Source organism: Streptomyces sp. NBC_01166, assembly GCF_045039765.1.
Taxonomy (GTDB): Bacteria; Actinomycetota; Actinomycetes; order Streptomycetales; family Streptomycetaceae; genus Streptomyces.
Genome location: NZ_CP108613.1, coordinates 6638041 through 6660119 on the forward strand (window position 1 = coordinate 6638041; position 22079 = coordinate 6660119).

Genomic DNA, 22079 nt, shown 5'->3' on the forward strand with positions numbered 1-22079 from the left:
GAGGTGCAGGCAGCAAATGAAACACCCGAGCGGCCACCGGGTCGGCTCCACCGGGCTCGAGTTCTCTACCGCAACGTCTCGAAGCGGCAGATGGCGTGGCAGTTGCTCAAGGACACGGTCAATTCGTGCATCGAGTACCGCATCCTCGGCCTCGCGGCCGAGGCGGCGTTCTTCACCCTGCTGTCCCTGCCGCCGCTGCTGCTCGGCCTGATCGGGCTGCTCGGCTACGTCGACGACTGGACGTCCACCACGACGGTCGCCTCCATCGAGCGCAACATCCTGGGCGCGGTGCAGACGGTGCTCTCCGAGCGGGGCGTCAAGGAGATCGCCGAGCCCCTCATAGCCGACGTGACCACGGGCGCGCGCCCCGACGTCATCTCCATCGGGTTCGCGATCGCGCTCTGGTCGGGCTCGCGCGCGGTGAACGTCTTCATCGACACCATCACCGTGATGTACGGGCTCGACGGCCACCGCGGCATCGTCAAGACCCGTCTGCTCGCGTTTCTGCTGTACGTGGTCGCGCTGTTGCTGGGCGCGGTGGTGCTGCCGCTGCTGGTGGTCGGCCCCGACCGGGTGGTGGAGTTCGTCCCCTGGGGCACCGAGGTGCTCGCGGTCATGTACTGGCCGCTCGTGATACTGCTGTCGATCGCCTTCCTGACGACGCTCTACCACGTGTCCGTCCCCGTCCGTTCGCCGTGGATAGAGGACGTGCCCGGGGCGCTCGTGGCGCTCGGGATGTGGGTGCTGGGGAGCTTCCTGCTGCGGATCTATCTGACGAACACGGTGGAAGGCCCCACCATCTACGGTTCGTTGGCGGCGCCCATCGCGGTCCTGCTCTGGATAGGAATCTCCGCCTTCGCCGTGCTCGTGGGTGCCGCGGTGAACGCGGCGATCGACCGTGTCTGGCCCTCGCTCGCCACGGCCGCCGCCCGCGCCGCCAGTGACCGGATCAAGGCCGCCCAGGCCGCGGAGCTCGTGGCACGGGCGGCGAACTGGGACGCGTACGCCGACGATGACGACGAGGAGGACGTGTCCATGCCGTCCGAATTCCCCGAGCGCTGGTCACGCTTCCTGCCCCCGGACGACGTGAAGTCCCGCCTGCACGGGAACCGGGACAAGGATTCCCCCTGATGACCCGGGGGCTCTCCCGATAGCCTGGTGACATGGGCGCACGGTACGAGGAGCGGGCATCGCGCTTCGACGGCGCGGTCCTGTGGACCTGGTCCGGGCCGCGCGAACCCTCACGGCCCGTCCTGCCCGACGGCTGCATGGACCTGCTGTGGGCCGGCGGGCGGCTGCTGGTGGCAGGCCCCGACACCCACGCCTTCACCCCCGCCGCGGCGCTCTCCGGCAGCTGCGCGGGCATCCGCTTCGCCCCCGGCACGGCACCCGCGCTCCTGGGCGTCCCCGCGCACGAGCTGCGGGACCGGCGGGTCGCGCTCGACGCCCTCTGGCCGGGCCCCGAGGTCCGCGGGCTCACCGAGCGGACCGGCGAGGCCGACGACCCGGCCGCCGCGCTGGAGGACATCGCCCTGCGCCGGGCAGCCGGCACCGAGCCCCCTGACCCGCTCACGGCGGCCGTCGCCGCACAGCTGCGGCAGGGGCGTTCCGTCGCCGCCACCGCGCGGGAGGTCGGGCTCGGCGCCCGCCAGCTGCACCGGCGCTCGCTGGCCGCGTTCGGCTACGGCCCCAAGACGCTGGCCAGGGTCCTCAGGCTGCAGCGCGCCCTGGACCTCGTACGGGCGGGAACGCCGTACGCCGAGGCCGCGTACACGGCGGGCTGCACGGACCAGGCGCACCTGGCCCGGGAGATGCGGGACCTGGCCGGGACGACCCTCGGCGGCTATCTGGCCGCGACAGGTCAGGAGCTGTTGGCGGCGAACAACGAGACCCCGCAGCCGTCCGGGTCGAGGACGACCGCGTAACGCTGGCCCCAGACGGCGTCCCAGGGCTCCAGGCCGCCCTTGTAACCGGCGGCGGTCAGTTCGGCGTACACCGCGTCGACCTCCGCCGGGCTGTCGCAGAGGAAGGCGAGGCCGAGGCGCTCACCGCCCTTCGGAGCCGTCCAGCCGGGGTCGAACGAGCGGATGACGTCCTCGGTGTCCCACAGCAGGCGCTGCCCGCCCGGAAGGGTTACTTCGACATGGGGTGCCGATTCGGCCCCGGCGGGGATGTCGAGCCCGAGCCTTCGGTAGAAGGCGAGCGATGCGGCCATGTCGGCGGTGACGACGGAGATCGCGTCGAGTCGTGGAGTCATGGGACGACCGTACGGCGGGGGCCGTGACCGGGTCTTGTACGAAACGGTCACGGCCCCCGCCGTACGGCTCAGGCGCAGTCGGCCGGCGAGGTGCCCGGGTCCGTCAACGGCAGCCCCAGCTGAGCGCGCTCGGTGAGCCAGCGGGTCGGCCGGTGACGCTGGTCGCCGGTCGTGGCGTGCAGGGACCGCTGCAGCTCCAGCATCCGCGCGGCGCCGACCCGGTCGCCCCAGGCGAGCGGGCCCGCGGGGTACCCGAGGCCCGTCGTGACGGCGAGGTCGATGTCCGCCGGGGTGGCCAGCGAGCGTTCCGCGATGGAAGCGGCGACCGACACCACCGACGCGAGCAGCCGTTGCGCCACCGAGCCCGCGGTGTCCCGCACCACCGACACGGCCCAGGGGTCCTCGCCGTCCGCCGCGCGGGCCAGGACGGCGCGGGCGTCCCGCGCGGCGGCCGGGTCGGCCGCGGGCGTCACCGCGAGCACCCGCCGGCGGCCCGCCGGGGCCAGCGGGTCGACGCCGAAGGTGCGTGCGACGGGGAGTCCCGTCGAGGCGACCGCGGCAGCCACCGTCGTGCCCCAGACCGGGACGAGGACCAGAGCGCGGTCGGAGGGCTCGGCACCGCTCTCCACCGCCGCACCGGCTTCGGACAGCGCGGTCCGCAGCCCCTCGGCGCCCTCGCCGCCCGCGACGAACACCGGCCGGTCCGCGTCACCCGTCACCGGCGCTTCCGGGGCGGGGGCGGGCGCCTCGGGGCCGTACGCGAACCAGCCCTGCCCGGTCTTGCGGCCGTGCAGGCCCGCGGTCACCCGGTTCGGCGTCAGGTACGAGGGGCGGAGCCGGTCCTCGTGGCGGAAGCCCTGCCAGATCGAGTCGATCACGGCAGCCGTGACGTCGAGGCCGGTGAGATCCATCAGTTCGAAGGGGCCCATGCGCAGCCCCAGCACGTCCCGGGCGATCCGGTCGATCCCGGCCGGGTCGGCGACGGACTCCTCCAGCAGCGCCAGGGCTTCGGTCACCAGCCCCCGGCCCGCGTGGTTGACCAGGAAGCCGGGGGTGTCGGCGACGGTGACCGCGCGATGGCCGCAGCTCTCGACCAGCTCCGTGAGAACCGCCGGGATCCCGGGACGGGTGGCGGCGCCCGGCACGACCTCGACGATCCTCATCAGCGGCACGGGGTTGAAGAAGTGGAGCCCCGCGAGCCGCCCCGGATCCTGGAGCGACGCGGCGATCCGGGTCACCGACAGGGACGAGGTGTTGGTCGCGAAGACCGCCGACTCCGGCAGGACCTGCTCCAGCTTCCCGAAGACCTCGGCCTTGGTGTCCAGGTCCTCCCGTACGGCCTCGATGACCAGTCCGACCTCCGGGCCGGGTGCCCATGGGTCGTCCAGCGGGACCAGCCGCTCCAGGGCCGCGTCCCGGTCTCCGGCGGACATCCGCCCCTTGTCCACCGCGCGCTCCAGCATGGAGCGTACGAAGCCGACCGCCGCCGTCACCGCCTCGGTCCGGACGTCGCAGAGCTCTACGGTGTGTCCGCCGGCCGCCGCCCACTGGGCGATACCGCGTCCCATGGCTCCGGCGCCGACGATCCTGATACGCATGGCAGTTACGGTCCTCTCGGGGTGGGGATCGGGGAAGTGCTCCCCGGGATCGGGGTGCCCTCAGCGAAGATAGACGCGGCCGGGGTCGACGTCCTCCCGGAGGAGCCGCAGCTCCGCGGCGGTCGGGGGCGGCACGGTGCCGACCTCGTCGGACACCTTCAGGTCCCAGCCGGTCGCCTCCCGGACCTGCTCGACCGTGACACCCGGGTGGACCGCGATCAGCTTCAGCTCCTCGCCGACGCCCTCGCGTGCCAGGATGCCCAGCTCGGTGATGACACGGGTGACTCCCGCGCCCAGCGGCCTGATGCCCTCGGCGAGCGCGCGGTCCGGTCCCGGGGTGGTGCAGAAGTCCAGGGTCCCGGTGAAGGAGCGCGGGTTGTGACGGCGCATCACCACGAACACCTCATGGGAGTTGGCCATCACCTCGATCGCGCCGCCGGAACCGGGGAGCCGCACCGTGGGACTGTCCCAGTCGCCGATGACGGAGGTGTTGAGGTTGCCCCACCGGTCGATCTGCGCGGCGCCGAGGAAGCCCACGTCGATGTGGCCGCCCTGGAGCACGCAGCCGAACAGCGCCGGCATCGACAGCACGGCCTCCGCGCCCGAGATGAGTACCGCGTCGGCGATCGTCTCCGGCAGGTGCGAGGGGTGCGCCCCGCAGACCCCGGACTCGTACACGACCTCGATCTGCGGCGCGACGGTCAGATGGGCGAGCTCGGTGGCGAGCGTCGGCAGTCCGATGCCGGCGAACACCGTGCGGCGGGAGGCAAGTTCGCGGGAGGCGACGACGGAGAGCAGCTCGGACGAGGTGACGTTCTCCGGTGCGGTGGTGGTCATGGTCCGTTCCTTCCTCTGCGGCGCGCTCACAGCCGCCGCCCGTAGTTCACCGGTTCGCTGAGCGCCTCGCCCACCGCGAGCCCCGCCCAGAAGTCCTCGCCCAGCTTGTCGACGTACTCGGCGTGGTCCGCCGTTCCGTACACCCACTCGTCCAGCCACGCCCGCAGGCGCTCCGGGTCCTTGCTGATGTGCGACCAGGCCCGGTAGAAGGCGTTGTCACGGTCGTAGTACCCCTGCGCGAAGGACGGGTGCGCGCCGCGCGGACAGACGACCACGGCGTCCACGGCGTGGGACGGGACGAGCGTGCGGTTGGGGTCCGAGCGGACCACCTCGTCCCCGACGACCTCCTCGACGACGACGATCGCCTTGTCCGCGGCGTACACCGCCTCGGCCTGGATACCGGTCAGTCCCCAGATCTGGGTGTTGCCCCGGCGGTCGGCCCGCTGGGCGTGGATGATCGTCACGTCCGGGTTCACGGGCGGCACCACGTAGATCTGCTCCGGCTCCCCGTCGGGCCCGGGGTAGGGCGAGGTCACCTTGCGCAGGTCGCTGTTGACGGACGGCAGATCGCTGCCGCCGTAGCTGCGCAGCGGATAGAACGGGAGGCGCTGGGAGCCCGCGAGATAGCGGCAGACCATCCCGTAGTGGCTGTACTCCTCGAAGGCCAGCGGAGCCGGGTCGGCGCGCTCGATCCTGCGCCGCAGCTCGCCGAGCGAACCGGCTGAGGAGTTGCCCACGAAGGAGGAGACCAGCCGCGAGACGCAGCCCGCCGCGATCATCTGGTCCACCACGATGTCCGCCGTCATCCGTACGACGGTGAGGTCCTTGCGGCCCTGCCGGATGATCTCGTGCCCTGCGGCGGTGGGGACGAGATGGGTGAACCCTTCGAGGCTGACGGTGGCCCCGTCGTGCACGAAGGAGGCGACGGCCTCCTTCATCGACATGACTTTGCCGGCCCCGTCGGCCGTATCCGTCCACTCCACGGTGCTCCTCGGGCGAGTGCGTGCTGGTCGCCCTTACCGTGTCAGCGGCCATTGATTGCTGTCCAATACCAAATTAAGGTCGGATCAAGACTGATCGTTAATGAATGGAAGTCCCGATGGAACTGCGTCATCTGACCGCGTTCACCGCCGTCGCCGAGGAGCTGCACTTCGGCCGCGCCGCCAAGCGGCTCCAGATGGCGCAGCCCCCGCTCAGCCAGCAGATCCGGCAGCTGGAGAAGGAGCTCGGCGTCCAGCTCTTCGAGCGCAACACCCGCTCGGTGAGGCTCACCAGTGCGGGGGAGTCCTTCCTCGAACCCGTACGGACCGTGCTGGACGACCTCGACATCGCGGTACGCGCCGCGAAGGCCGCAGGGCGCGGGGAGTACGGCCGGGTCACCATCGGCTTCGCGGGAGCCTCGAGCCACGAGACGCTGCCCCTGCTGACCCGGGCCGTGCGGGCCGCCCATCCCGGGATCGAGCTGGCCATGAAGGGCCAGACCTATGCCAACGTCGCCCTGTCCCGGGTCGCCGACGGCTCCCTCGACCTGGGATTCGTCCGGCTGCCGGTCACCCAGCCCGGGGTGGCCTACCGGGTGATCGACGAGGAGGAGCTGCTCTGCGCGCTGCCCTCCGACCACCCGCTCGCCCGACTGGAGAGCATCCCGATCGGGATCCTCGCCGAGGAACCCTTCGTCTCCTTCCCCGCGAACGCCGGCTCCACGGTGCGCGACGCGATGGTGCAGGTCTGCGAGGCCACCGGCTTCAACCCGCGCGTGGTGCAGGAGGCCCCCGACTCGTACACGATCCTGGCCCTCGTCGCCGCGGGCGTAGGCGTCACGCTCACGGTCTCCTCCGTCCGCCACATCCAGCAGAACGGGCTGGTCTACCGGCCCCTCGCCGGCCCGCCCGTCCGGCGTCAGGCAGCGCTGGCCTGGCGCACGGACAACCCCTCGGCCGCGCTCCGGGCGGTGCTCGCGGTCGCCGAGGAGGCCCTGCCCACGCCGTAGGGCTTCCCGTCCGGATCAGGCCGGGCCCCCGTGACAGGCCTCCTCAGACCGCGGACCTCGCCGCGAGTTCCTGTCGTGCCCGTGCGGCGGCGCCGACGGGCACGGCGTCGGCGCCCAGGGCGGCTTTGACCAGCCGGACGGGGTGGCCGCTGACCGGCGGGTCGGCGGCCAGCGACGCGAGAACGATGGGGTTCAGCAGGTTCCAGGCGTGGCTGACCCCGCCGCCGACCACCACGGTCGTGATGTCCACGAGACCCGCCGTCATCACGATCGCCCGGGCGATGCCGGCACCGGCGGCCCGGTATACAGCGAGGGCGTCCCGGTCACCGTCGTCCGCCGCCCGCGCGACCTCGCGGGCGGTCAGCCGTCGGCCGGTGCGGTCCGCGTAGCGTGCGCCGATCGAGCGGCCGGAGGCCAGGGTCTCCAGATGGCCCCGTCCGCCGCACGTGCAGAGCAGGTCACCGAAGCCGGGAATGTGCCCGATCTCGCCGGCCGCGCCGTGCGGCCCGGTGTACAGGGCGCCGGAGGACCACAGGGCGCCACCGACCCCGGTGCCCAGGGTGATGCCGAGTACGTCCGACTCGCCCCGTGCGGCGCCGCCCGACACCTCCCCGCGGAGAAAGGCGTTGACGTCGTTGTCCAGGAAGGCCGGGACGCCCAGGGCGTCCTCGACGGCGTCCGTCACTGCGAAGCCGGCCCAGCCGCTGAAGGAGTCGCTGGCCGGGGAGGGACTGCCGGTGCAGGTGCTGGTCAGATGCCGGCCCGGAGATTTCGTCCACGACGCGGAGGAGATCGCGCTCATGGCCGCCGAGGTGCGGTCCGTCATCGCCTCCGGCGCCTCCGGCGTGGTGATCGGCGCTCTGACCGCCGACGGTGCCCTGGACACCGCGGCGGTCGCCCGTCTCGCCGAGGCGGCCCGCGCCCCGGGCCGCCCCGTGGACATCACCCTGCACCGTGCCGTCGACCAGTCCGCCGACCCGGTCGCCACCGTGGCGCTGCTGCCGGCGCTCGGCCTGACGCGGGTCCTCACCTCGGGTGGCGCTCCCGCCGCGGCCGACGGGCTGGCCGCGATCGCCGCGATGGCCGCGGCAGCACCCGGGGTGCAGGTGATGGCCGGCGGCGGCGTGCGCCCCGCCGACATCCCGGCCCTGACGCGGGCCGGTGCCGCCGCCGTCCACCTCTCCGCCAAGACCAGGGCGCCGCGCCGGCGCGGCGGGAGCTGGGTACCGCTCGGCGCCGGGGGAACGTCGGCCGAGCAGGACACCCACTTCGTCACCGACCCCCAAGTGGTGGCCGAGGCCCGACGGGCGGTGGAGGCTGTGGGCTGACCTCGGACCCGGGCGCGACGGTGTGGCAGCGCGAGGCTCAGCATTAAGACGCGTGGCGTCTTGAATGTGCGGTAACTCGATATTGGACCGACTCAGTGGTCCAGTGCGAAAGTCACCCCACACACCCGAGCCGCCGAAAGGTGTTCCGCCGTGCCCGACCAGACCGATGTCGTCATCTGCGAACCGCTGCGCACCCCCATCGGGCGGTTCGGCGGAGCCTTCGCCCAGCAGACGCCCGCCGCGCTCGCCGCACGCGTCATCGCCGAGGTCGTCGCCCGTACGGGAATCGACCCGGACCGGGTGGACGACGTGATCCTCGGACACGCCTACCCCTCGTCCGAGGCCCCCGCCATCGGCCGCGTCGCCGCCCTGGACGCCGGACTCCCCGACACCGTCACCGGCTCCCAGATCGACCGTCGCTGCGGCTCCGGGCTCCAGGCCGTCCTCGACGCGGCCATGCAGATCCGGGCAGGCTTCAGCGACGTGGTCGTCGCGGGCGGTGTCGACGTGATGAGCGCCGCTCCCTACTACACGCACGACGGACGCTGGGGCATCAAGGGCCCCGGCCTCCAGCTCCACGACTCCCTGGCCCGGGGCCGCGTCACCGCCGGTGGCGTCCACCACCCCGTCCCCGGCGGGATGATCGAGACCGCCGAGAACCTGCGCCGCGAGTACGGGATCAGCCGGGCCGACCAGGACGCCCTCGCCCTGCGCTCGCAGGCCCGCGCCGCCCGCGCCGTGCGGGAGGGGCGCTACGACGCGGAGACCGTCCCCGTGACCGTACGCACCAGCCCCCATTCTCGGCTTCGCTCGAGCGGGGGGACCCCCACGGGCGAGACGGTCGTCACGGCCGACGAGCACCCCCGCCCCGACACCACCGCCGAGCAGCTCGCCGCGCTGCGCCCGATCATGGCCAAGACCGACCCGGAGGCAACCGTCACCGCGGGCAACGCGAGCGGACAGAACGACGCGGCCGCCGCCTGCCTGGTCACCAGCGCCGCCACCGCCGAACGGCTCGGGCTCACCCCGCTCGTCCGTCTGGTCTCCTTCGCCCGCGCGGGTGTCCCCGCCGCGACGATGGGCATCGGCCCCGTCCCGGCCACCCACGCGGCCCTCGGCCGTGCCGGTCTCACCCTCGCCGACCTCGACCTGATCGAGATCAACGAGGCGTTCGCCGCCCAGGTCCTGGCCTGCACCCGGGAGCTGGGACTCGGCGAGAAGGACCACGAGCAGCGGATCAACGTCAACGGATCCGGCGTCTCGCTCGGCCACCCCGTCGGCGCCACCGGCGCCCGCATCCTCGCCACGCTCAGCCGGGAGATGCACCGCAGCGAGGCACGCTACGGCCTGGAGACCATGTGCATCGGCGGCGGCCAGGGCCTCGCCGCGGTCTTCGAACGCATCGCCGCCTGACCCCTCCCCGTCCCCTTTCTCCGTCCCCTCTCCACCACGCGACCCAAGGCGTCTCGGGCGACGCCGGGTCAGCCGTGTCCATCCGCTCGATCAACCATGTTCACGGGAGCCACCATGAGTGCGAACACCGCAACCGCACGCGAGCGAACGAAAGCCGCCAACCGCGCAGGGTTCGGAGCCTTCATCGGCTCCACCATCGAGTGGTTCGACTTCTACATCTACGGAACCGCGGCAGCGCTCGTCTTCGACAAGGTGTTCTTCCCCGAACTCGAAGGCCCCATAGGCACCCTGGTGGCCTTCGCCACCTTCTGGGTCGGCTTCCTCGCCCGCCCCCTCGGCGGCATCATCTTCGGCCACTACGGCGACAAGCTCGGCCGTAAGAAGACCCTCGTCATCACCCTGCTGATGATGGGCATCTCGACCACCGCGATCGGTCTGCTGCCCGGCTACGCCTCCATCGGCATCGCCGCCCCGATCCTGCTGGTCTGCATCCGCATGATCCAGGGCATCGGCCTCGGCGGGGAGTGGGGCGGCTCCGTCCTGATCGCCTCCGAGCACGCGCCCAAGGGCAAGTCCGTGCTGTACGGGGCGTTCGCCCAGCAGGGCTCGCCCGTCGGCAACACCCTCTCCACCGTGAGCTTCCTCGCCATCAGCCAGCTGCCCGACGACGCCTTCGTCTCCTGGGGCTGGCGGGTGCCGTTCCTCGCCTCCGCCGCACTCGTCATGGTGGGCCTGCTGGTCCGCCTGAAGGTCACCGAGTCCCCGGCGATGGCCAAGCTCATCGAGAAGAAGGAAGTCGTCAAGCTCCCGCTGACCGAGGTCCTGCGCAGCCACCCCATGCTGATCGTCCTCGGCATCGGCGCCTGCACCATCGGCCTCTCGGCCACGTACTTCAAGTCGACGTTCGCCCTGTCCTGGGCCACCACGTCCCTGGACTTCGACCGCAGCTCGTTCTTGACGATCATCCTCGTCGCCAACGTCACCCAGATCATCGTCCAGCCCTTCGGCGCCCTCATCGCCACCCGGATGAAGAGCTGGTCCCGCGCGGTGACCGTGATGCTGCTTCCCGAACTGATCCTGATGCCGGTGATGTTCCTCCTCATCAGCACCGAGAACTACGGCCTCGCGATGCTCGGCGTCGCCGTCGCCACGATCCCGCACTGCCTCTACTACGCGGCCCTCGCCGGCATGCTCGCCAGCCGCTTCCCGGCCCACCTGCGCTACACCGGCATCTCGCTCTGCTACCAGCTCTGCGGCACGCTGCTCGGCGGTACGACCCCGATCATCGGCCAGTTCCTGCTCAACCGCACCGGCTCGATCACCGCCGTCATCGCGTACGCCGTCTTCCAGGTGGCGCTGACCCTGGGCTGCATGCTCCTCCTGCTCAAGCGCCCCAACCACGACGAGCAGTCCGCGGAGCCCGTCGCCGCGCCCCGCACCGAGCCCGTCACCGCCTGACCACGCCCCCGTACGAGCAGAACGGAGCACCACCGATGGCCCTGACCGTCAACGGCATCCCGGAGATCCTCGCCCTCGGCGGGCGCGACCTCGGGCACTCGGAGTGGAAGGAGGTCACCCAGGAGCTGATCGACGCCTACGCGTACGTCTCGGGGGACCACCAGTGGATCCACACCGACGTCGAGCGCGCGGCCGCCGGTCCGTACGGGCGCACCATCGCCCACGGCTACATGGTGCTGAGCTGGGGCATCCCGATGTTCGGCGAGCTGCTCCAGGTCCACGGCGTGGGACGCGCGCTCAACTACGGGGTCAACCGGGTCAGGTACCCGGCGCCCGTCCCCGTCGGCAGCCGCGTACGCCTGCACGCGTCCGTCGCGGAGGTGACGGAGGTCGCGCGGGGCGGCGTGCAGATGACCCGGGCCTTCACCTTCGAGCTCGAAGGGTCGCAGAAGCCGGCCTGCGTCGCGGAGTCGCTGACGCACTTCTACCCCTGACGGCCGTTGCTCCCGTCAGGGGCGCCCTGGGGGAGTTCGCGCGCGAGGAGCTCCGCCAGGTGCAGGCCGGTCCGGCCGGTCAGATCGGCGATCTGGGTCCGGCAGGAGTAACCGTCGGCGAGGACGGCCGTGCCCTCCCGCGCACCGCGCAGGGCCGGCAGGAGCTGCTGCTCGGCCACCGCGACGGACACCTCGTAATGGCCCTTCTCGGCACCGAAGTTGCCGGCCAGCCCGCAGCATCCGCCCAGGCGCCGGACCGTGGCACCCGCGGACGCCAGGAGCTCCGCGTCGGTGTCCCATCCCATCACCGCGTGGTGGTGGCAGTGGGGCTGGGCGACGACCTCGCGTCCGCTCAGATCCGGGGGTGCCCAGGCCGGGGTCGCCGCCAGCAGTTCGGCGAGGGTGCGGGTCGCTTCGGCGACCGGCCGGGCCCTGTCCCCGCCCAGGAGCTCCAGGGAGTCCGAGCGGATCGAGGCGGTGCACGACGGCTCCATGCCGACGACGGGCGTGCCAGGGGCCGCCGCGGTCCCCAGGACGTCGACCGTCCTGCCGAGGAGTCTGCGTGCGGTGTCGAGCTGCCCCGTGGAGATCCAGGTGAGACCGCAGCAGAGCTGTTCCCGGGTGATCTGCGGGCGGTACCCGGCGTCCTCCAGGACACGGACGGTGGCGATGCCCACGCCGGGGGAGAAGTGGTCGGTGAAGGAGTCAACGAAGAGCAGCACCGGTCTGCCGCCCGCTTCGCGCCCGGGCCGGGTCCGCTCGAACCACTTCCGGAAGGTCTCGCGCGGGAAGGACGGCAGGTTCCGCCGGCCGTCCACGCCGGCCGCCGCCAGCGCGAGCGGTGCGACGCCGGGAAGCCGTGCCACCCGGTTGACCAGGCCGGGTGCGTGACCGGCGAGGCGCGCCCAACGGGGGAGCCGTCCCAGGGAGTAGTGGATGGCGGGGCGGATCCGGTGCCGGTAGCTCTGGTGGAGCACCTCGGACTTGTACGCGGCCATGTCCACGCCCGTGGGGCAGTCCGAGAGGCAGCCCTTGCACGACAGACACAGGTCGAGGGCCTCGTGGACCTCCGGCGACCGCCAACCCGACCCGACCAGCGTCCCGTTGACCATCTCCTGGAGGACCCGGGCCCGGCCGCGGGTGGAGTCCTTCTCCTCCTTCGTCGCCAGGTACGACGGGCACATCACGCCCCCGGCGGAGGTGTTGTCCGCCCGGCACTTGCCGACGCCCGTGCAGCGGTGCACCGCCTGGGTGAAGTCGCCGCCGTCCTCTTCGTACAGCAGGGCGAGCCGGCGGCTCACCCGTTGCGCGGCGGGGACGCGGAGGTCGGCGTCGACGGGCCGCGGATCGACGAGGACACCGGGGTTCAGGATGTTGTCGGGGTCGAACACGGCCTTGACGCCGGCGAACAGCTCCAGGGCCTCGGGGGAGTACATGGCGGAAAGGAGTTCGCTCCTGGCCCGTCCGTCACCGTGCTCACCGGAGAGCGATCCGCCGTACCCGGCGACGAGTTCGGCGGCCTCGCCGAGGAACGCGCGAAGGACGGAGCTGCCCCCGGGTCTGTCGAGAGGCAGGTCCAGCCGGATGTGGAGACAGCCGTCGCCGAAGTGGCCGTAAGGCAGCCCGGTCACGCCGAACCGGTCCATCAGCCGCTCGAAGTCGCGCAGATAGCCGCCGAGTGCCGCAGGGGGGACTGCCGAGTCCTCCCACCCGGCATGCGCGGGAAGGCCCGCCGGACTGCGTCCCGACAGGCCCGCGCCGTCCTCACGGATGCGCCAGAGCGCCGCTGTCCGGGCGGGGTCGGGGACGACCAGGCTGTCCTGCGCGCCGCATTCGCGGCCCACCGTGCGGGCCCTGTCGGTGAGTTCGCCGAGGGAGTCGCCCGACACCTCGACGAACAGCCACGCCCCGCCCGCCGGCAGCGGGGGCACGGCACCGGCTCCGTGGCGCGCCCGGACCACGTCGACGATGCGTGAGTCGATCGCCTCGCACGCCGTCGGCCGGTGTGCCGCCGCCCCGGGAGCGTGGTCCGCCGCCGTGGCGATGTCCGGGTAGCCGAGGACCACCAGAACGCGGTGGCGCGGGTCGGTGACCAGGCGGACGGTGGCCTGTGTGGACACGGCCAGCGTTCCTTCGCTGCCGACGAGGAACCGGGCGACGTCGAAGCGGTTCTCCGGCAGGAGGTGTTCCAGCGCGTACCCGGACACCTGGCGGCCGAACGTGCCGAACTCGGTCCGGATGGTGGCCAGGCCCGCGCCGACGACGCTCCGCAGCGCGGCCAGCTGCGTGCTCCCGGGCACCCGGCCGGGCGGCGAGGTGAGGGCGAGTGCGCTGCCGGTGCCCGTCAGCACGGTGAGCCCGAGGACGTTGTCGGACGTCCTGCCGTACGCCAGCGTCCGGGAGCCGCACGCGTTGTTCCCGATCATCCCGCCGATCGTGCAGCGGGTGTGGGTGGACGGGTCGGGGCCGAAGCGCAGACCGTGGCCGGCGGCAGCCCTCTGCAGGGTGGCGTGCACCGTGCCGGGTTCGACGGTGGCGGACCTGGTGACCGGGTCGATCTCCAGCACGCGGTTCATGTGGCGGCTGAAGTCCATGACGACGCCAGGCCCGATGGAGTTTCCCGCCACCGAGGTCCCAGCGCCCCGTGAGGTGAGGGCGACACCCCGCCGCCGGCAGACCTCCAGCGTCGCGGCGGCCTCCTCGGCCGAACGCGGCCGGACGACGACGAGCGGCGGCACACGGTAGAGGGAGGCATCGGTGGAGTGGGCGGCCCGCGACATCGTGTCGGTGAGGACGTCGAGGACGCCCGCCCGGCGCAGGTCGGTGCGGACCGCTGCGCCGAGACGGGGGTGGCGGGGCTCAGTCGTCGACAAGGGCCACTTCCGACGGTTCCGGGCTTGCTCGTGGTGAACGCGATGGCCAGAGCATAGGGGAAGGAGAAACCGGTGGCCCGGAACCGCGTGGGGAAGTGCTCAGATCACCTCCCGGCCCACCGGCTCCTTCCGTTCGGTCCCTGCCGTCCCGGGGGGCGCGGCCAGATGGTCCCTCGGGGCGTCGGGGTCCGTCAGCCGGTTCAGCCGGGCGGGTATGTCGAAGCCGACCAGCAGCACCACGATCACCGTCCCCGCGAAGGTCAGCACCGCCAGGGCCTGTCCCAGGTCCATCCCGGACGCCAGGTGCGCCCCGAGGACCGGCGCGACGGCCCCGCCGAGCGCCCCCACGTTGTACGTGAAGCCCAGCGCGGCACCCCGGTTCGCGGTCGGGAAGTGGCCTCCGATGTAACGCGGCAGCAGCCCTGAGATGCCGAAGCTGGTGGCCTGCAGCAGGAACAGCAGACAGCCGAGCACCAGCAGGTTGTCCCGCACCGCGAAGACCGGGTAGACGAAGGCCAGCGAGGCCAGCAGCGTCAGCGCGTACGCCTTCTTCGCCCCGATCCGGTCTCCCAGGAAGCCCGCACCCCAGCAGCCGGCCATGGTGCCGAAACCGGCGAAGTAGAGGACGTCGGTGACCTGGTCGGTGCTGTAGCCCAGTTCGGACTTCAGATACGTGGGCAGCAGGGCCTGGATGGGCCAGGAGTAGAGGAACGCGAAGAACAGCGTCACGATCATCGAGACGTACAGGAGCCAGCCGCGCTTCCCGCCCAGTTGCACCGCGAACGCCACGAGGGCGAGTCCGGCGACCACCGACAGGACCGGGACCATCCCCTCGCCGCTCGGGGTGAAGACCATGAAGAGCGCGAGGGTGGCGACGACGATCAGGACCGTGTTGACCAGGGCCAGTCGCGGGGTGCGGAACAGCGGCTGGAAGGGGTTGGGCCTGGCGCCCCGGTCCGCGACGTCCGCGGTCCACTCCTCCGCCTCCGGCAGGGCCCGCCGCATCCACAGCGCGACCGCGATCGGGATCAGGCCCAGGTAGAACATCCACCGCCAGCCCAGCGAGGGCACCACCCAGTTGTAGACCTGCGCCGCGAGGACCGAGCCGACGGAGAAGCCGGAGATCAGGAAGCCGCTGGCGCGGCTGCGCAGGCGGGCCGGCCAGCTCTCCATGACGTACGTGGCGCTGGCGCTGTACTCCCCGGCCATGCCCATGCCGATGGCGAGCCGGGCGGCGAAGAGGCTGTGGTAGTTCCAGGCGAAGCCGCAGGCGAAGGTGCCCAGCGAGTAGAGAAGGATGCTCAGCACCATGGAGAGCTTGCGGCCGTACCGGTCGCCGATGGCGCCCAGGACCGCGCCGCCCAGCCAGCGGGTGATGAAGGCACCGGAGATCAGGCCGGCCGCCTGGACGGTGCTCAGTCCGAACTCGTCACTGATCTCGGTGAGGACGAGCGTGATGAGGACGAAGTCGAAGCCGTCGAGGACGTACCCGATCCAGGCGGCGAAGAAGGACTTCCACTGGGTACCGCTCACCTCGCGGTACCAGGGGAGCGTGGGAGAGGATTTCTGCACGGTGCGCTCCATGGTGCGGGACGGCGAGGCGCCGCCGTCCCGCGTGGTGAGGGCTGCTCAGGGCCGGGCGAGACCGGCGACGAAGCGGGACGTCAGGGCGGTGGGTGCGGTGATGGCCGTGCCGACCACGACGCTGTGGGCGCCGCGGGCGAGGGCCTCGGCAGCCTCCTCGGGGGTATTGATACGGCCTTCGGCGACGACCGGTACAGAGACCGCGGCCGAGAGAGATGTCACAAGGTCCAGGTCAGGGCCGGTCTGCTCCGGGGGCCCGGGCACGTAGCCGGACAGGGTCGTGGAGACGAAGTCCGCTCCCTGCGCGGCGGCGGTGACCCCCTCGGCGAGCGTGGAGACATCGGCCATGACCAGGGCGCCCGCCGCGTGCACGGCGGTGACCAGCTCGGCGAAGGACGAGCCGTCGGGGCGCGGCCGGTCGGTGGCGTCGGCGGCGACGACGGCCGCGCCCGCCTCGGCGATCGCCAGGGCGTGTCTGACGGTCGGGGTGATGTAGACGCCGGTGTCGCCGTCCTTCCACAGGCCGATGACCGGCAGGTCCACGGCCCCGGCGATCGCGGCGACGACCTCCGGCTCGTTGGCGCGGATGGCGGAGCCGCCGCCGGCCACGGCCGAGAGGGCGAGGCGTACGAGGGTGGCGGTCTCCCGCATCGGGTCGCCGGGAGGCGCCTGGCAGGAGACGATCAGCCGGCCCCGGAGGGTGTCGGCCAGGTCCTGTGCGGTCATCGGAGAGCTCCCGGGTGGTGGAGGGGAAGGGTGGTGGTCAGAGCCGCGGCGCCCAGGACGGCGGCGTCGTGGCCGAAGCGCGGGGGCTCGGGGACGAGCCCGCGCAGCGGAGGCATCAGTTCGGCGGCGAAGGCGGCGGCCAGCGCGTCGCCGTACAGTGCACCGATCCGTGGGACCCCGCCCCCGACGACGACCCGGTCCGGGCCGAGCGCGTTGGCGAGGCCGCCGAGGACCCGTCCGGCGGCGGTCGCGCCGGTGGTGACGGCGCGTACGGCGTCGTCGTCGCCACCGGCCGCCCTGAGGGCCACCGTTTCGAGCCGGTCCACCGGGGCGCCGGTGAGCCGCTCGTAATGGGCGGTGATACCCGGGCCGGAGGCGATGACCTCCAGGTGCCCGGTGGCCCCGCAGGTGCAGGGCAGTCCGGCCGCCTCCGGGCTGGGGAGGTGGCCGAGGTGGCCCGCGATGCCGGACGCGCCGTGCAGCATCCGCCCGTCGACGGCGAGCGCGCCGCCCACGCCCGTACCGACGGCCGCGAACAGCAGCGAGCCGCGCCCGGCCGGCAGCTGGGCGAGCTCCGGTCCCGCGGTGGCGCGTACGTCGTTGTCGCAGGCCACCGGCAGACCCGTACGGTCCGCGAGACCCGCGCCGAGCGCGGTTCCCGCCCAGCCGCTGATCGAGTCGGTGGCGCTGGTGACCATGCCGCTGCGGGGGTCGACGACCCCCGCAGCGGCGATGCCGAGCACCGTGGCCAGGCGGCCCGGGTCCACCGAGGCCGCCGCCGCGGCGAGCGCGTCGAGCACCGCCACGGCGCCGTCCCGGGCGGGGGTGGGCCGGGTGTGCCGGGCCAGCACCGTGCCGTCGGCGGCGAAGAGCGCGGCCGCGATCTTCGTACCGCCGAGGTCGAGGCCGATCACCACGGCCCCGGTCGCCCGCTCGCTCATCGGACCGGCGGCAGACCGGCGGCGCGCAGCCGCTCGGCGATCAGCGCGACGGAGCCGTCGGAGAGCTGGATCTGCGGGAAGGCGGTGGCACCGTTGGCGATGACACCGAGCAGCCGCAGCGCCTGCTTGAAGGAGCCGAGCGCCGAGGAGCTGCGGCCCATGTCCTGCTCCGGGCCGACGTCGACCATGGCGAACAGCTCGACGAGACGCTCCTGCTCCCGGGCGGCGAGCTCCCAGTCACCGGCGCGCGCGGCGTCGTACAGCCGGACGTAGCCGGCCGGGTCCACGTTGCCGATGCCGGGCACCACACCGTCCGCGCCGGCCAGCAGCGCCGCGTCCACGGTGAGTTCGGAACCGGTCAGCACGCTGAAGTGCGGTACCGGGCCACGCGCCCGGCCCTCGCGTCCGCCGAGCTCCACGACGAGCCGGCGGAGCCCGCCCTCGTCACCGCTGCTGTCCTTGAGGCCGTCCAGGGTGCCGTCCTCGGCGAGCTCGCGCACCAGGGCGGCGGAGAGCTTGGAGTGCACGGCCACCGGGATGTCGTAGGCGAACAGCGGCAGGTCGACGGCTCCGCGCAGCCGGCGGAAGTGCCCGGCGATCTCCTTGGGGTGCGTACGGGTGTAGAAGGGCGCGGTCGCCACGAGGGCGTCCGCGCCGAGCTTCGCCGCGGTCCTGGCGTGCTCGACGACGCGGGCGGTCGTCGTGTCGATGACCCCGGCGAGGACCGGGACCCGGCCGGCGGCCGCGGTGACCACGGTCTCCAGCGCGGTGGCGCGCTGGTCGTCGGTCAGATAGGCGACCTCGCTGGTCGAGCCGAGGGCGAACAGACCGTGTACACCGCCGTCGACGAGGTGGCCGACGAGCCGGGTGAGGGAGGCCGTGTCGACCTCCCCACGGTCGTCGAGCGGGGTGCAGACCGGCGGTACCACGCCGTGCAGCGGTGCGGTCAAGGACATGGTGAGGGGCTCCAGCTCGTTCGGAACATTGGCCCGTCGCCCGGGAAGGGAGGCGGGACCGAGACATGGGACGTAAGATGTCCTATGTCTGGACTCACCTTAAACAGATGCCCCGGCGACCGGTCAAGAGGTCCCGTCGGCCGGCGACACCGCAGGAGGACCGTTGTGGCCCGCCCCACCATGGCTCAGGACATTGAGCGAAAGATCAAGGAACTGATCCTCGAACGCAGGCTGGGACCGGGCGACCCGCTGCCCACCGAGACCGAGTTGATGGAGCTGTACACGGCCGGACGCGTCTCGGTGCGCGAGGCGCTCAAGGCGCTCCAGGCCATGAACGTCGTGGAGATCCGCCGCGGCTTCGGGACCTTCGTCGGCTCCCTCTCCCTGTCGCCCTTCGCCGAGGGGCTCGCCTTCCGGGCCGCCGTCCGGCACAGGCAGGGCGAACCGGGCCTGCTGGAGCTGATGAAGGTGCGCGAGGCACTGGAGACCGGGCTGGTCGGCGCCGTCACCGCCGGCGTCCCCGCGGAGGATCTGGCCGTGCTGCGGGCCCTCGTCGTGACCATGGAGAGCGAGGCCGCCCGGGACGGCCGGGTCGCCCGCGCCACCGACCGCGCCTTCCACCTCGCGCTCTACGCCTCCCTCGACAACCACCTGCTCAGCGAGGTGCTGGACGCGTTCTGGGCGGCGATGGACCGGGTGCGCGAGGACATGGACGACGGCCACCAGGACCCGGCCGTCACCTGCGCCCAGCACCACGAGATCGTCGAGGCGGTCGCGGCCGCCGACGGAGCGCGTGCGGTGCGCGCGATGAGCACCCACTTCGACGGGATCCGCAACCGCCTGGAACCTCAGTCCGCGTCCGCGCCCGTGTCCGCGTAGAGATAGCTGCTCGTGCCCGCCAGGGTGGCGCGGCACCACGCGTCCACCGCACCCTGGTCCATCGCGGTCCAGTCCGGGGCCAGCTCCACCTGGGCGCGGCCCAGTCTGCGGCCCAGCTCCACCAGCCGGGCCCCCTCCGGGGTGCGCTCACGGGCGTAGTGCCGCAGCGCCCCGGCGGCCGACGCCGACGTCCGCAGCGCCTCCTCCAGGCAGAGGGCGTCCTGCAGCGCCTTGACCGCTCCGCTCGCCGTGTGCGGGCGGGTGACCCCCGCCGCGTCGCCCGCGAGGAGGAACGGGTGCTCCGCGGCGAGGGGCGCGTGCAGATCGGCGACGGGGTGGCAGGTCGTCGCGGTGTGCTCCCCGCGGGCCACGATCTCGGCCCACTCCCGGGGGAAGTGCTCCTCGGCCAGCTGCCGTACGTACCCGGCCTCGCCCGGTGCCCGGCCGGGCGGGATCGCGTAGATCGCGTAGGCGAGCAGGCGGTCGTCCGGGCCGGCACCCCCGCCCCGGGGGATCAGGTAGAAGATGCCGTGCCCGCCGGGGAAACCGATCGTCACCCAGGCGCCGCGCAGCAGCTCCAGGGGGCGGCGGTGCTCCGCGAGGGCGGACAGGGGGAGCGTGCCGCGCCACACGGCGTACCCGGCGGGGGTGGGCCGCAGGTCCGGGGCCAGGACGCGGCGGGTGAGCGACTCGTGCCCGTCGGCGCCCACGACCATGTCGTAGGTGGCCTCGCCCACTGCCGTACGGACGACGCCGCCGCCGGAGGGGGCACGCTCGACGGAGATGACGGGGCGTCCGCGGTGATGGCTCGCGCCGGCGGACGCGGTGCGCAACGCCTGCCACAGCAGACCCCAGTTGCACGGGGTCACGGGGCTGGGCTGCCGGGCGAACTCGCGTGCCGAGCGGTCGCCGGGGGCCCGGGTCAGCCAGACGCGGGTCGTCACGGGAGCGGTGGGCATGTCGGCGTCGAGATAGCCCGTGGCGACCAGCCGCTCGTGCAGGGCGGGCGGGATGACGATGCCGAGCCCCCGGTCCTGCAGTGCGCCCGCGCTGCGCTCGTACACGGTGACGTCGGCCCCCGCCCGGAGACCCGCGACCGCCATCGCGCACCCGGCGATGCTGCCGCCGACTACGCCCATCCGTAAGCCTGTTGCCGCCATGCCGCTACCGCCTGTCCGTCGTCCCGGGTCCAGGGAGATGTCGTCCCCCATCGTCGCAGCCGTGCGGGCGCGGACGGGGGAACAACACCACCCTCGGGACGGGGCGTCACGGGGTGACGGTCACCGTCCGGCTCCCCGACGCCTGTTTGCCGTCGGCCCTGTAGGTCACGGTGAGCCTGGCGTCCCCGGAGGCGCCGGCCGGGATCGTGACCGGGACCTTGATGTTCGCGCCCTCGCCCGGCCGCGTCGCCGGGAAGGCCACCTGCTTCGTCGTCCAGCCGCCGGGCACCGTCAGGTCGAGCGTTCCCGCGCTCCGGGTCACGTCCATCCGGTTGACGACCCGGACGGTGACCTCCGTGGTGGTCCCCGCCCTCAGTGTGGCCGGCGGGGTGATGGTGATGTCCGCGCAGGTGCCGCCGAGCCACTGCAGGTCGAAGGAGGAGTGGGTGATGTTCTTGTAGTTGTCGCGCTCGTAGAGCAGGCCGACCCGGCCGTTCGACAGCTTCGTCATCGTGGAGTACGCGGCGCTGCCCGCGTCGACGACCTTCCGGATCGGCCAGGACTTCCCGTTGTCGCAGGACATCTTCACGGTGAGGTTGCTCCGGGAGGAGGTGCTCTCGGTGTTGCTGAACAGCAGCCACGAGGACTGCGGGTCGGACGCCGCGGCGTCCGGGGCGTAACGGATGACGGAACCGTTGTTCGCCGGGTCGGGCAGGTTGGTGTCCTGGGTGAACGGCGTGTAGTTGACGCCACCGTCGGTGGAGTAGGCGATCGTCCGGTACGGCGCGGAACGGTTGTTCAGCATGATCCGGCCGTCGTTGAGCTCGACGGTCTTGTTCTCGTCCCCGCCGGGGCCGACCGGGTTGCCCGTCCTCCAGGTCGCGCCGTGGTCGTCGCTGTACGCGCTGACCGCGTAGTTGGCCCCGTTGTCGCGGATGGCGTACTGCTGGATCAGCCGCCCCTTGTACGCGCCGTTGCGCACCTGGATGCCCTCGCCCGAGGCGGCGAACATCCCGGCCCAGGCCGGGTTCTTGATCTGGCCGGTGATCCGGCGGTGGGTCCAGGTCAGCCCGTCGTCGTCGGAGTAGCTGTAGTCGGCCTGGAGGATGTCCGGGTCCGTCTCGTCGTTGCCGGTGCCTGATCCGAAGAAACCCTGGTTCACGGAGCCCGCGTAGAAGACGAAGATCCGGCCCGTGGTGCGGTCCACCAGCAGGCTCGGGTCGCCGAAGCCCTTGGGTGCGGCCTCCTTGCGGACGACCTGCTGGGTTCCCCAGGTGGTGCCGCCGTCGGTGCTGCGGCGCAGCACGATCCCGAGGTTGCCGGGCAGGTCGCCGAGGGTGGGACGGGCGTCGTAGGCGGCCAGCAGCGTGCCCTTGGTGGAGGTGGTCAGCGCGGGGATGCGGTAGTAGGGGGATCCGGCGCCCGCGGTCGCGATGTCCTGGGAGGTCAGTTCGCCGGCGGCGGGGGCGCCGTGCGCGGTGCCGGCCGCGGCGGCCACCAGGACGGCGGCGGACAGCATGGCGAGGGTGACTCTGCGCTGCATGTACGGTCTCTCTTCTCGTGAGGGGGGAGAGCTGCGGAGATG

Annotated in this window: 19 protein-coding genes and 1 pseudogene; 8 read left to right on the forward strand and 12 right to left on the reverse strand. The window is 72.6% G+C overall.

Annotated features, from left to right (window positions below; translation table 11 throughout):
- Nucleotides 1-3 precede the first annotated feature (3 nt).
- Both OG379_RS30375 and OG379_RS30380 read left to right on the forward strand, forming a co-directional pair.
- On the forward strand, nucleotides 4-1131 hold the full coding sequence (locus tag OG379_RS30375; RefSeq protein WP_393765323.1) for a YihY/virulence factor BrkB family protein: 1128 nt from the start codon (nucleotides 4-6) through the stop codon (nucleotides 1129-1131).
- A gap of 32 nt (nucleotides 1132-1163) precedes the next feature.
- On the forward strand, nucleotides 1164-1925 hold the full coding sequence (locus OG379_RS30380) for a DUF6597 domain-containing transcriptional factor (RefSeq protein WP_405666173.1): 762 nt from the start codon (nucleotides 1164-1166) through the stop codon (nucleotides 1923-1925).
- Here OG379_RS30380 and OG379_RS30385 read toward each other — a convergent pair.
- The 4 genes from OG379_RS30385 to OG379_RS30400 form a co-directional block, all read right to left on the reverse strand.
- Complete coding sequence (locus tag OG379_RS30385; protein ID WP_405666174.1) at nucleotides 1862-2257, reverse strand: VOC family protein; 396 nt, start codon at nucleotides 2255-2257, stop codon at nucleotides 1862-1864. The genes OG379_RS30380 and OG379_RS30385 overlap by 64 nt on opposite strands.
- A 68-nt stretch (nucleotides 2258-2325) precedes the next feature.
- A complete protein-coding gene (locus OG379_RS30390; RefSeq protein ID WP_405666175.1) occupies nucleotides 2326-3855 on the reverse strand; it encodes a 3-hydroxyacyl-CoA dehydrogenase in 1530 nt (509 codons plus the stop codon).
- A 60-nt stretch (nucleotides 3856-3915) separates the two neighbouring features.
- On the reverse strand, nucleotides 3916-4692 hold the full coding sequence (locus OG379_RS30395; protein ID WP_405666176.1) for a CoA-transferase subunit beta: 777 nt from the start codon (nucleotides 4690-4692) through the stop codon (nucleotides 3916-3918).
- A 26-nt stretch (nucleotides 4693-4718) separates the two neighbouring features.
- Nucleotides 4719-5636: a CoA transferase subunit A gene (locus tag OG379_RS30400; protein ID WP_405668706.1), complete on the reverse strand. Its 918-nt coding sequence runs from the start codon at nucleotides 5634-5636 to the stop codon at nucleotides 4719-4721.
- 155 nt (nucleotides 5637-5791) lie between these two features.
- Between OG379_RS30400 and OG379_RS30405 the strand changes: the two genes are divergently transcribed.
- The gene (locus tag OG379_RS30405) at nucleotides 5792-6682 is read left to right on the forward strand and encodes a LysR family transcriptional regulator (RefSeq protein WP_393765472.1); all 891 of its coding nucleotides are present in this window, start codon (nucleotides 5792-5794) and stop codon (nucleotides 6680-6682) included.
- A gap of 43 nt (nucleotides 6683-6725) precedes the next feature.
- Here the strand turns inward: OG379_RS30405 and OG379_RS30410 are convergent, their stop codons facing one another.
- Nucleotides 6726-7508, reverse strand: coding sequence for an ROK family protein (locus OG379_RS30410; RefSeq protein WP_405666177.1), 783 nt, complete (start codon nucleotides 7506-7508; stop codon nucleotides 6726-6728).
- Here OG379_RS30410 and OG379_RS30415 point away from each other — a divergent pair.
- The 4 genes and pseudogenes from OG379_RS30415 to OG379_RS30430 all read left to right on the forward strand — a co-directional run.
- Nucleotides 7393-8010 (forward strand): annotated as a pseudogene (locus tag OG379_RS30415) (copper homeostasis protein CutC); the annotation flags it as partial. The gene OG379_RS30410 and the pseudogene OG379_RS30415 overlap by 116 nt on opposite strands.
- Before the next feature lie 150 nt (nucleotides 8011-8160).
- Nucleotides 8161-9423, forward strand: a complete 1263-nt coding sequence (locus OG379_RS30420; protein ID WP_405666179.1) for an acetyl-CoA C-acetyltransferase — start codon at nucleotides 8161-8163, stop codon at nucleotides 9421-9423.
- Nucleotides 9424-9537: 114 nt separating this feature from the next.
- The gene (locus OG379_RS30425; protein ID WP_405666180.1) at nucleotides 9538-10881 is read left to right on the forward strand and encodes an MFS transporter; all 1344 of its coding nucleotides are present in this window, start codon (nucleotides 9538-9540) and stop codon (nucleotides 10879-10881) included.
- Nucleotides 10882-10916: 35 nt separating this feature from the next.
- Nucleotides 10917-11375 carry a MaoC family dehydratase gene (locus OG379_RS30430; RefSeq protein ID WP_393765339.1) on the forward strand — a complete coding sequence of 153 codons (459 nt, stop codon included), beginning with the start codon at nucleotides 10917-10919 and terminating at the stop codon, nucleotides 11373-11375.
- Here OG379_RS30430 and OG379_RS30435 read toward each other — a convergent pair.
- The 5 genes from OG379_RS30435 to OG379_RS30455 all read right to left on the reverse strand — a co-directional run bounded on the left by OG379_RS30435 (nucleotide 11366) and on the right by OG379_RS30455 (nucleotide 18455).
- Nucleotides 11366-14248, reverse strand: coding sequence for an FAD-binding and (Fe-S)-binding domain-containing protein (locus OG379_RS30435; protein WP_405666181.1), 2883 nt, complete (start codon nucleotides 14246-14248; stop codon nucleotides 11366-11368). The two genes, OG379_RS30430 and OG379_RS30435, sit on opposite strands and share 10 nt — an antisense overlap.
- Before the next feature lie 99 nt (nucleotides 14249-14347).
- Nucleotides 14348-15832, reverse strand: coding sequence for a sialate:H+ symport family MFS transporter (locus OG379_RS30440; RefSeq protein ID WP_405666183.1), 1485 nt, complete (start codon nucleotides 15830-15832; stop codon nucleotides 14348-14350).
- 45 nt (nucleotides 15833-15877) lie between these two features.
- Complete coding sequence (locus OG379_RS30445) at nucleotides 15878-16558, reverse strand: N-acetylmannosamine-6-phosphate 2-epimerase (RefSeq protein WP_405666185.1); 681 nt, start codon at nucleotides 16556-16558, stop codon at nucleotides 15878-15880.
- Nucleotides 16555-17499: an ROK family protein gene (locus tag OG379_RS30450; protein WP_405666186.1), complete on the reverse strand. Its 945-nt coding sequence runs from the start codon at nucleotides 17497-17499 to the stop codon at nucleotides 16555-16557. Before OG379_RS30450 ends, OG379_RS30445 begins: the two co-directional genes overlap by 4 nt.
- Nucleotides 17496-18455: a dihydrodipicolinate synthase family protein gene (locus tag OG379_RS30455; RefSeq protein WP_405666187.1), complete on the reverse strand. Its 960-nt coding sequence runs from the start codon at nucleotides 18453-18455 to the stop codon at nucleotides 17496-17498. Before OG379_RS30455 ends, OG379_RS30450 begins: the two co-directional genes overlap by 4 nt.
- Before the next feature lie 165 nt (nucleotides 18456-18620).
- Between OG379_RS30455 and OG379_RS30460 the strand changes: the two genes are divergently transcribed.
- Nucleotides 18621-19334 carry a FadR/GntR family transcriptional regulator gene (locus tag OG379_RS30460; RefSeq protein ID WP_393765352.1) on the forward strand — a complete coding sequence of 238 codons (714 nt, stop codon included), beginning with the start codon at nucleotides 18621-18623 and terminating at the stop codon, nucleotides 19332-19334.
- Here the strand turns inward: OG379_RS30460 and OG379_RS30465 are convergent.
- Together OG379_RS30465 and OG379_RS30470 are read right to left on the reverse strand one after the other, a co-directional pair.
- Nucleotides 19304-20494, reverse strand: coding sequence for an FAD-dependent monooxygenase (locus OG379_RS30465; RefSeq protein WP_405666188.1), 1191 nt, complete (start codon nucleotides 20492-20494; stop codon nucleotides 19304-19306). The two genes, OG379_RS30460 and OG379_RS30465, sit on opposite strands and share 31 nt — an antisense overlap.
- 106 nt (nucleotides 20495-20600) lie before the next feature.
- Complete coding sequence (locus OG379_RS30470; protein ID WP_405666189.1) at nucleotides 20601-22037, reverse strand: exo-alpha-sialidase; 1437 nt, start codon at nucleotides 22035-22037, stop codon at nucleotides 20601-20603.
- Nucleotides 22038-22079 lie beyond the last annotated feature (42 nt).

Bases quoted from the DNA above. Each gene is read 5' to 3' on its own strand.
- OG379_RS30455 (WP_405666187.1), bottom strand. From the start codon at position 18,455: ATGTCCTTGACCGCACCGCTGCACGGCGTGGTACCGCCGGTCTGCACC.
- OG379_RS30445 (WP_405666185.1), bottom strand. From the start codon at position 16,558: ATGACCGCACAGGACCTGGCCGACACCCTCCGGGGCCGGCTGATCGTC.
- OG379_RS30425 (WP_405666180.1), top strand. From the start codon at position 9,538: ATGAGTGCGAACACCGCAACCGCACGCGAGCGAACGAAAGCCGCCAAC.
- OG379_RS30465 (WP_405666188.1), bottom strand. From the start codon at position 20,494: ATGGCGGCAACAGGCTTACGGATGGGCGTAGTCGGCGGCAGCATCGCC.
- OG379_RS30410 (WP_405666177.1), bottom strand. From the start codon at position 7,508: ATGACGGACCGCACCTCGGCGGCCATGAGCGCGATCTCCTCCGCGTCG.
- OG379_RS30390 (WP_405666175.1), bottom strand. From the start codon at position 3,855: ATGCGTATCAGGATCGTCGGCGCCGGAGCCATGGGACGCGGTATCGCC.
- OG379_RS30440 (WP_405666183.1), bottom strand. From the start codon at position 15,832: ATGGAGCGCACCGTGCAGAAATCCTCTCCCACGCTCCCCTGGTACCGC.
- OG379_RS30400 (WP_405668706.1), bottom strand. From the start codon at position 5,636: ATGTCGATGAAGGAGGCCGTCGCCTCCTTCGTGCACGACGGGGCCACC.
- OG379_RS30385 (WP_405666174.1), bottom strand. From the start codon at position 2,257: ATGACTCCACGACTCGACGCGATCTCCGTCGTCACCGCCGACATGGCC.
- OG379_RS30430 (WP_393765339.1), top strand. From the start codon at position 10,917: ATGGCCCTGACCGTCAACGGCATCCCGGAGATCCTCGCCCTCGGCGGG.
- OG379_RS30470 (WP_405666189.1), bottom strand. From the start codon at position 22,037: ATGCAGCGCAGAGTCACCCTCGCCATGCTGTCCGCCGCCGTCCTGGTG.
- OG379_RS30380 (WP_405666173.1), top strand. From the start codon at position 1,164: ATGGGCGCACGGTACGAGGAGCGGGCATCGCGCTTCGACGGCGCGGTC.
- OG379_RS30405 (WP_393765472.1), top strand. From the start codon at position 5,792: ATGGAACTGCGTCATCTGACCGCGTTCACCGCCGTCGCCGAGGAGCTG.
- OG379_RS30395 (WP_405666176.1), bottom strand. From the start codon at position 4,692: ATGACCACCACCGCACCGGAGAACGTCACCTCGTCCGAGCTGCTCTCC.
- OG379_RS30450 (WP_405666186.1), bottom strand. From the start codon at position 17,499: ATGAGCGAGCGGGCGACCGGGGCCGTGGTGATCGGCCTCGACCTCGGC.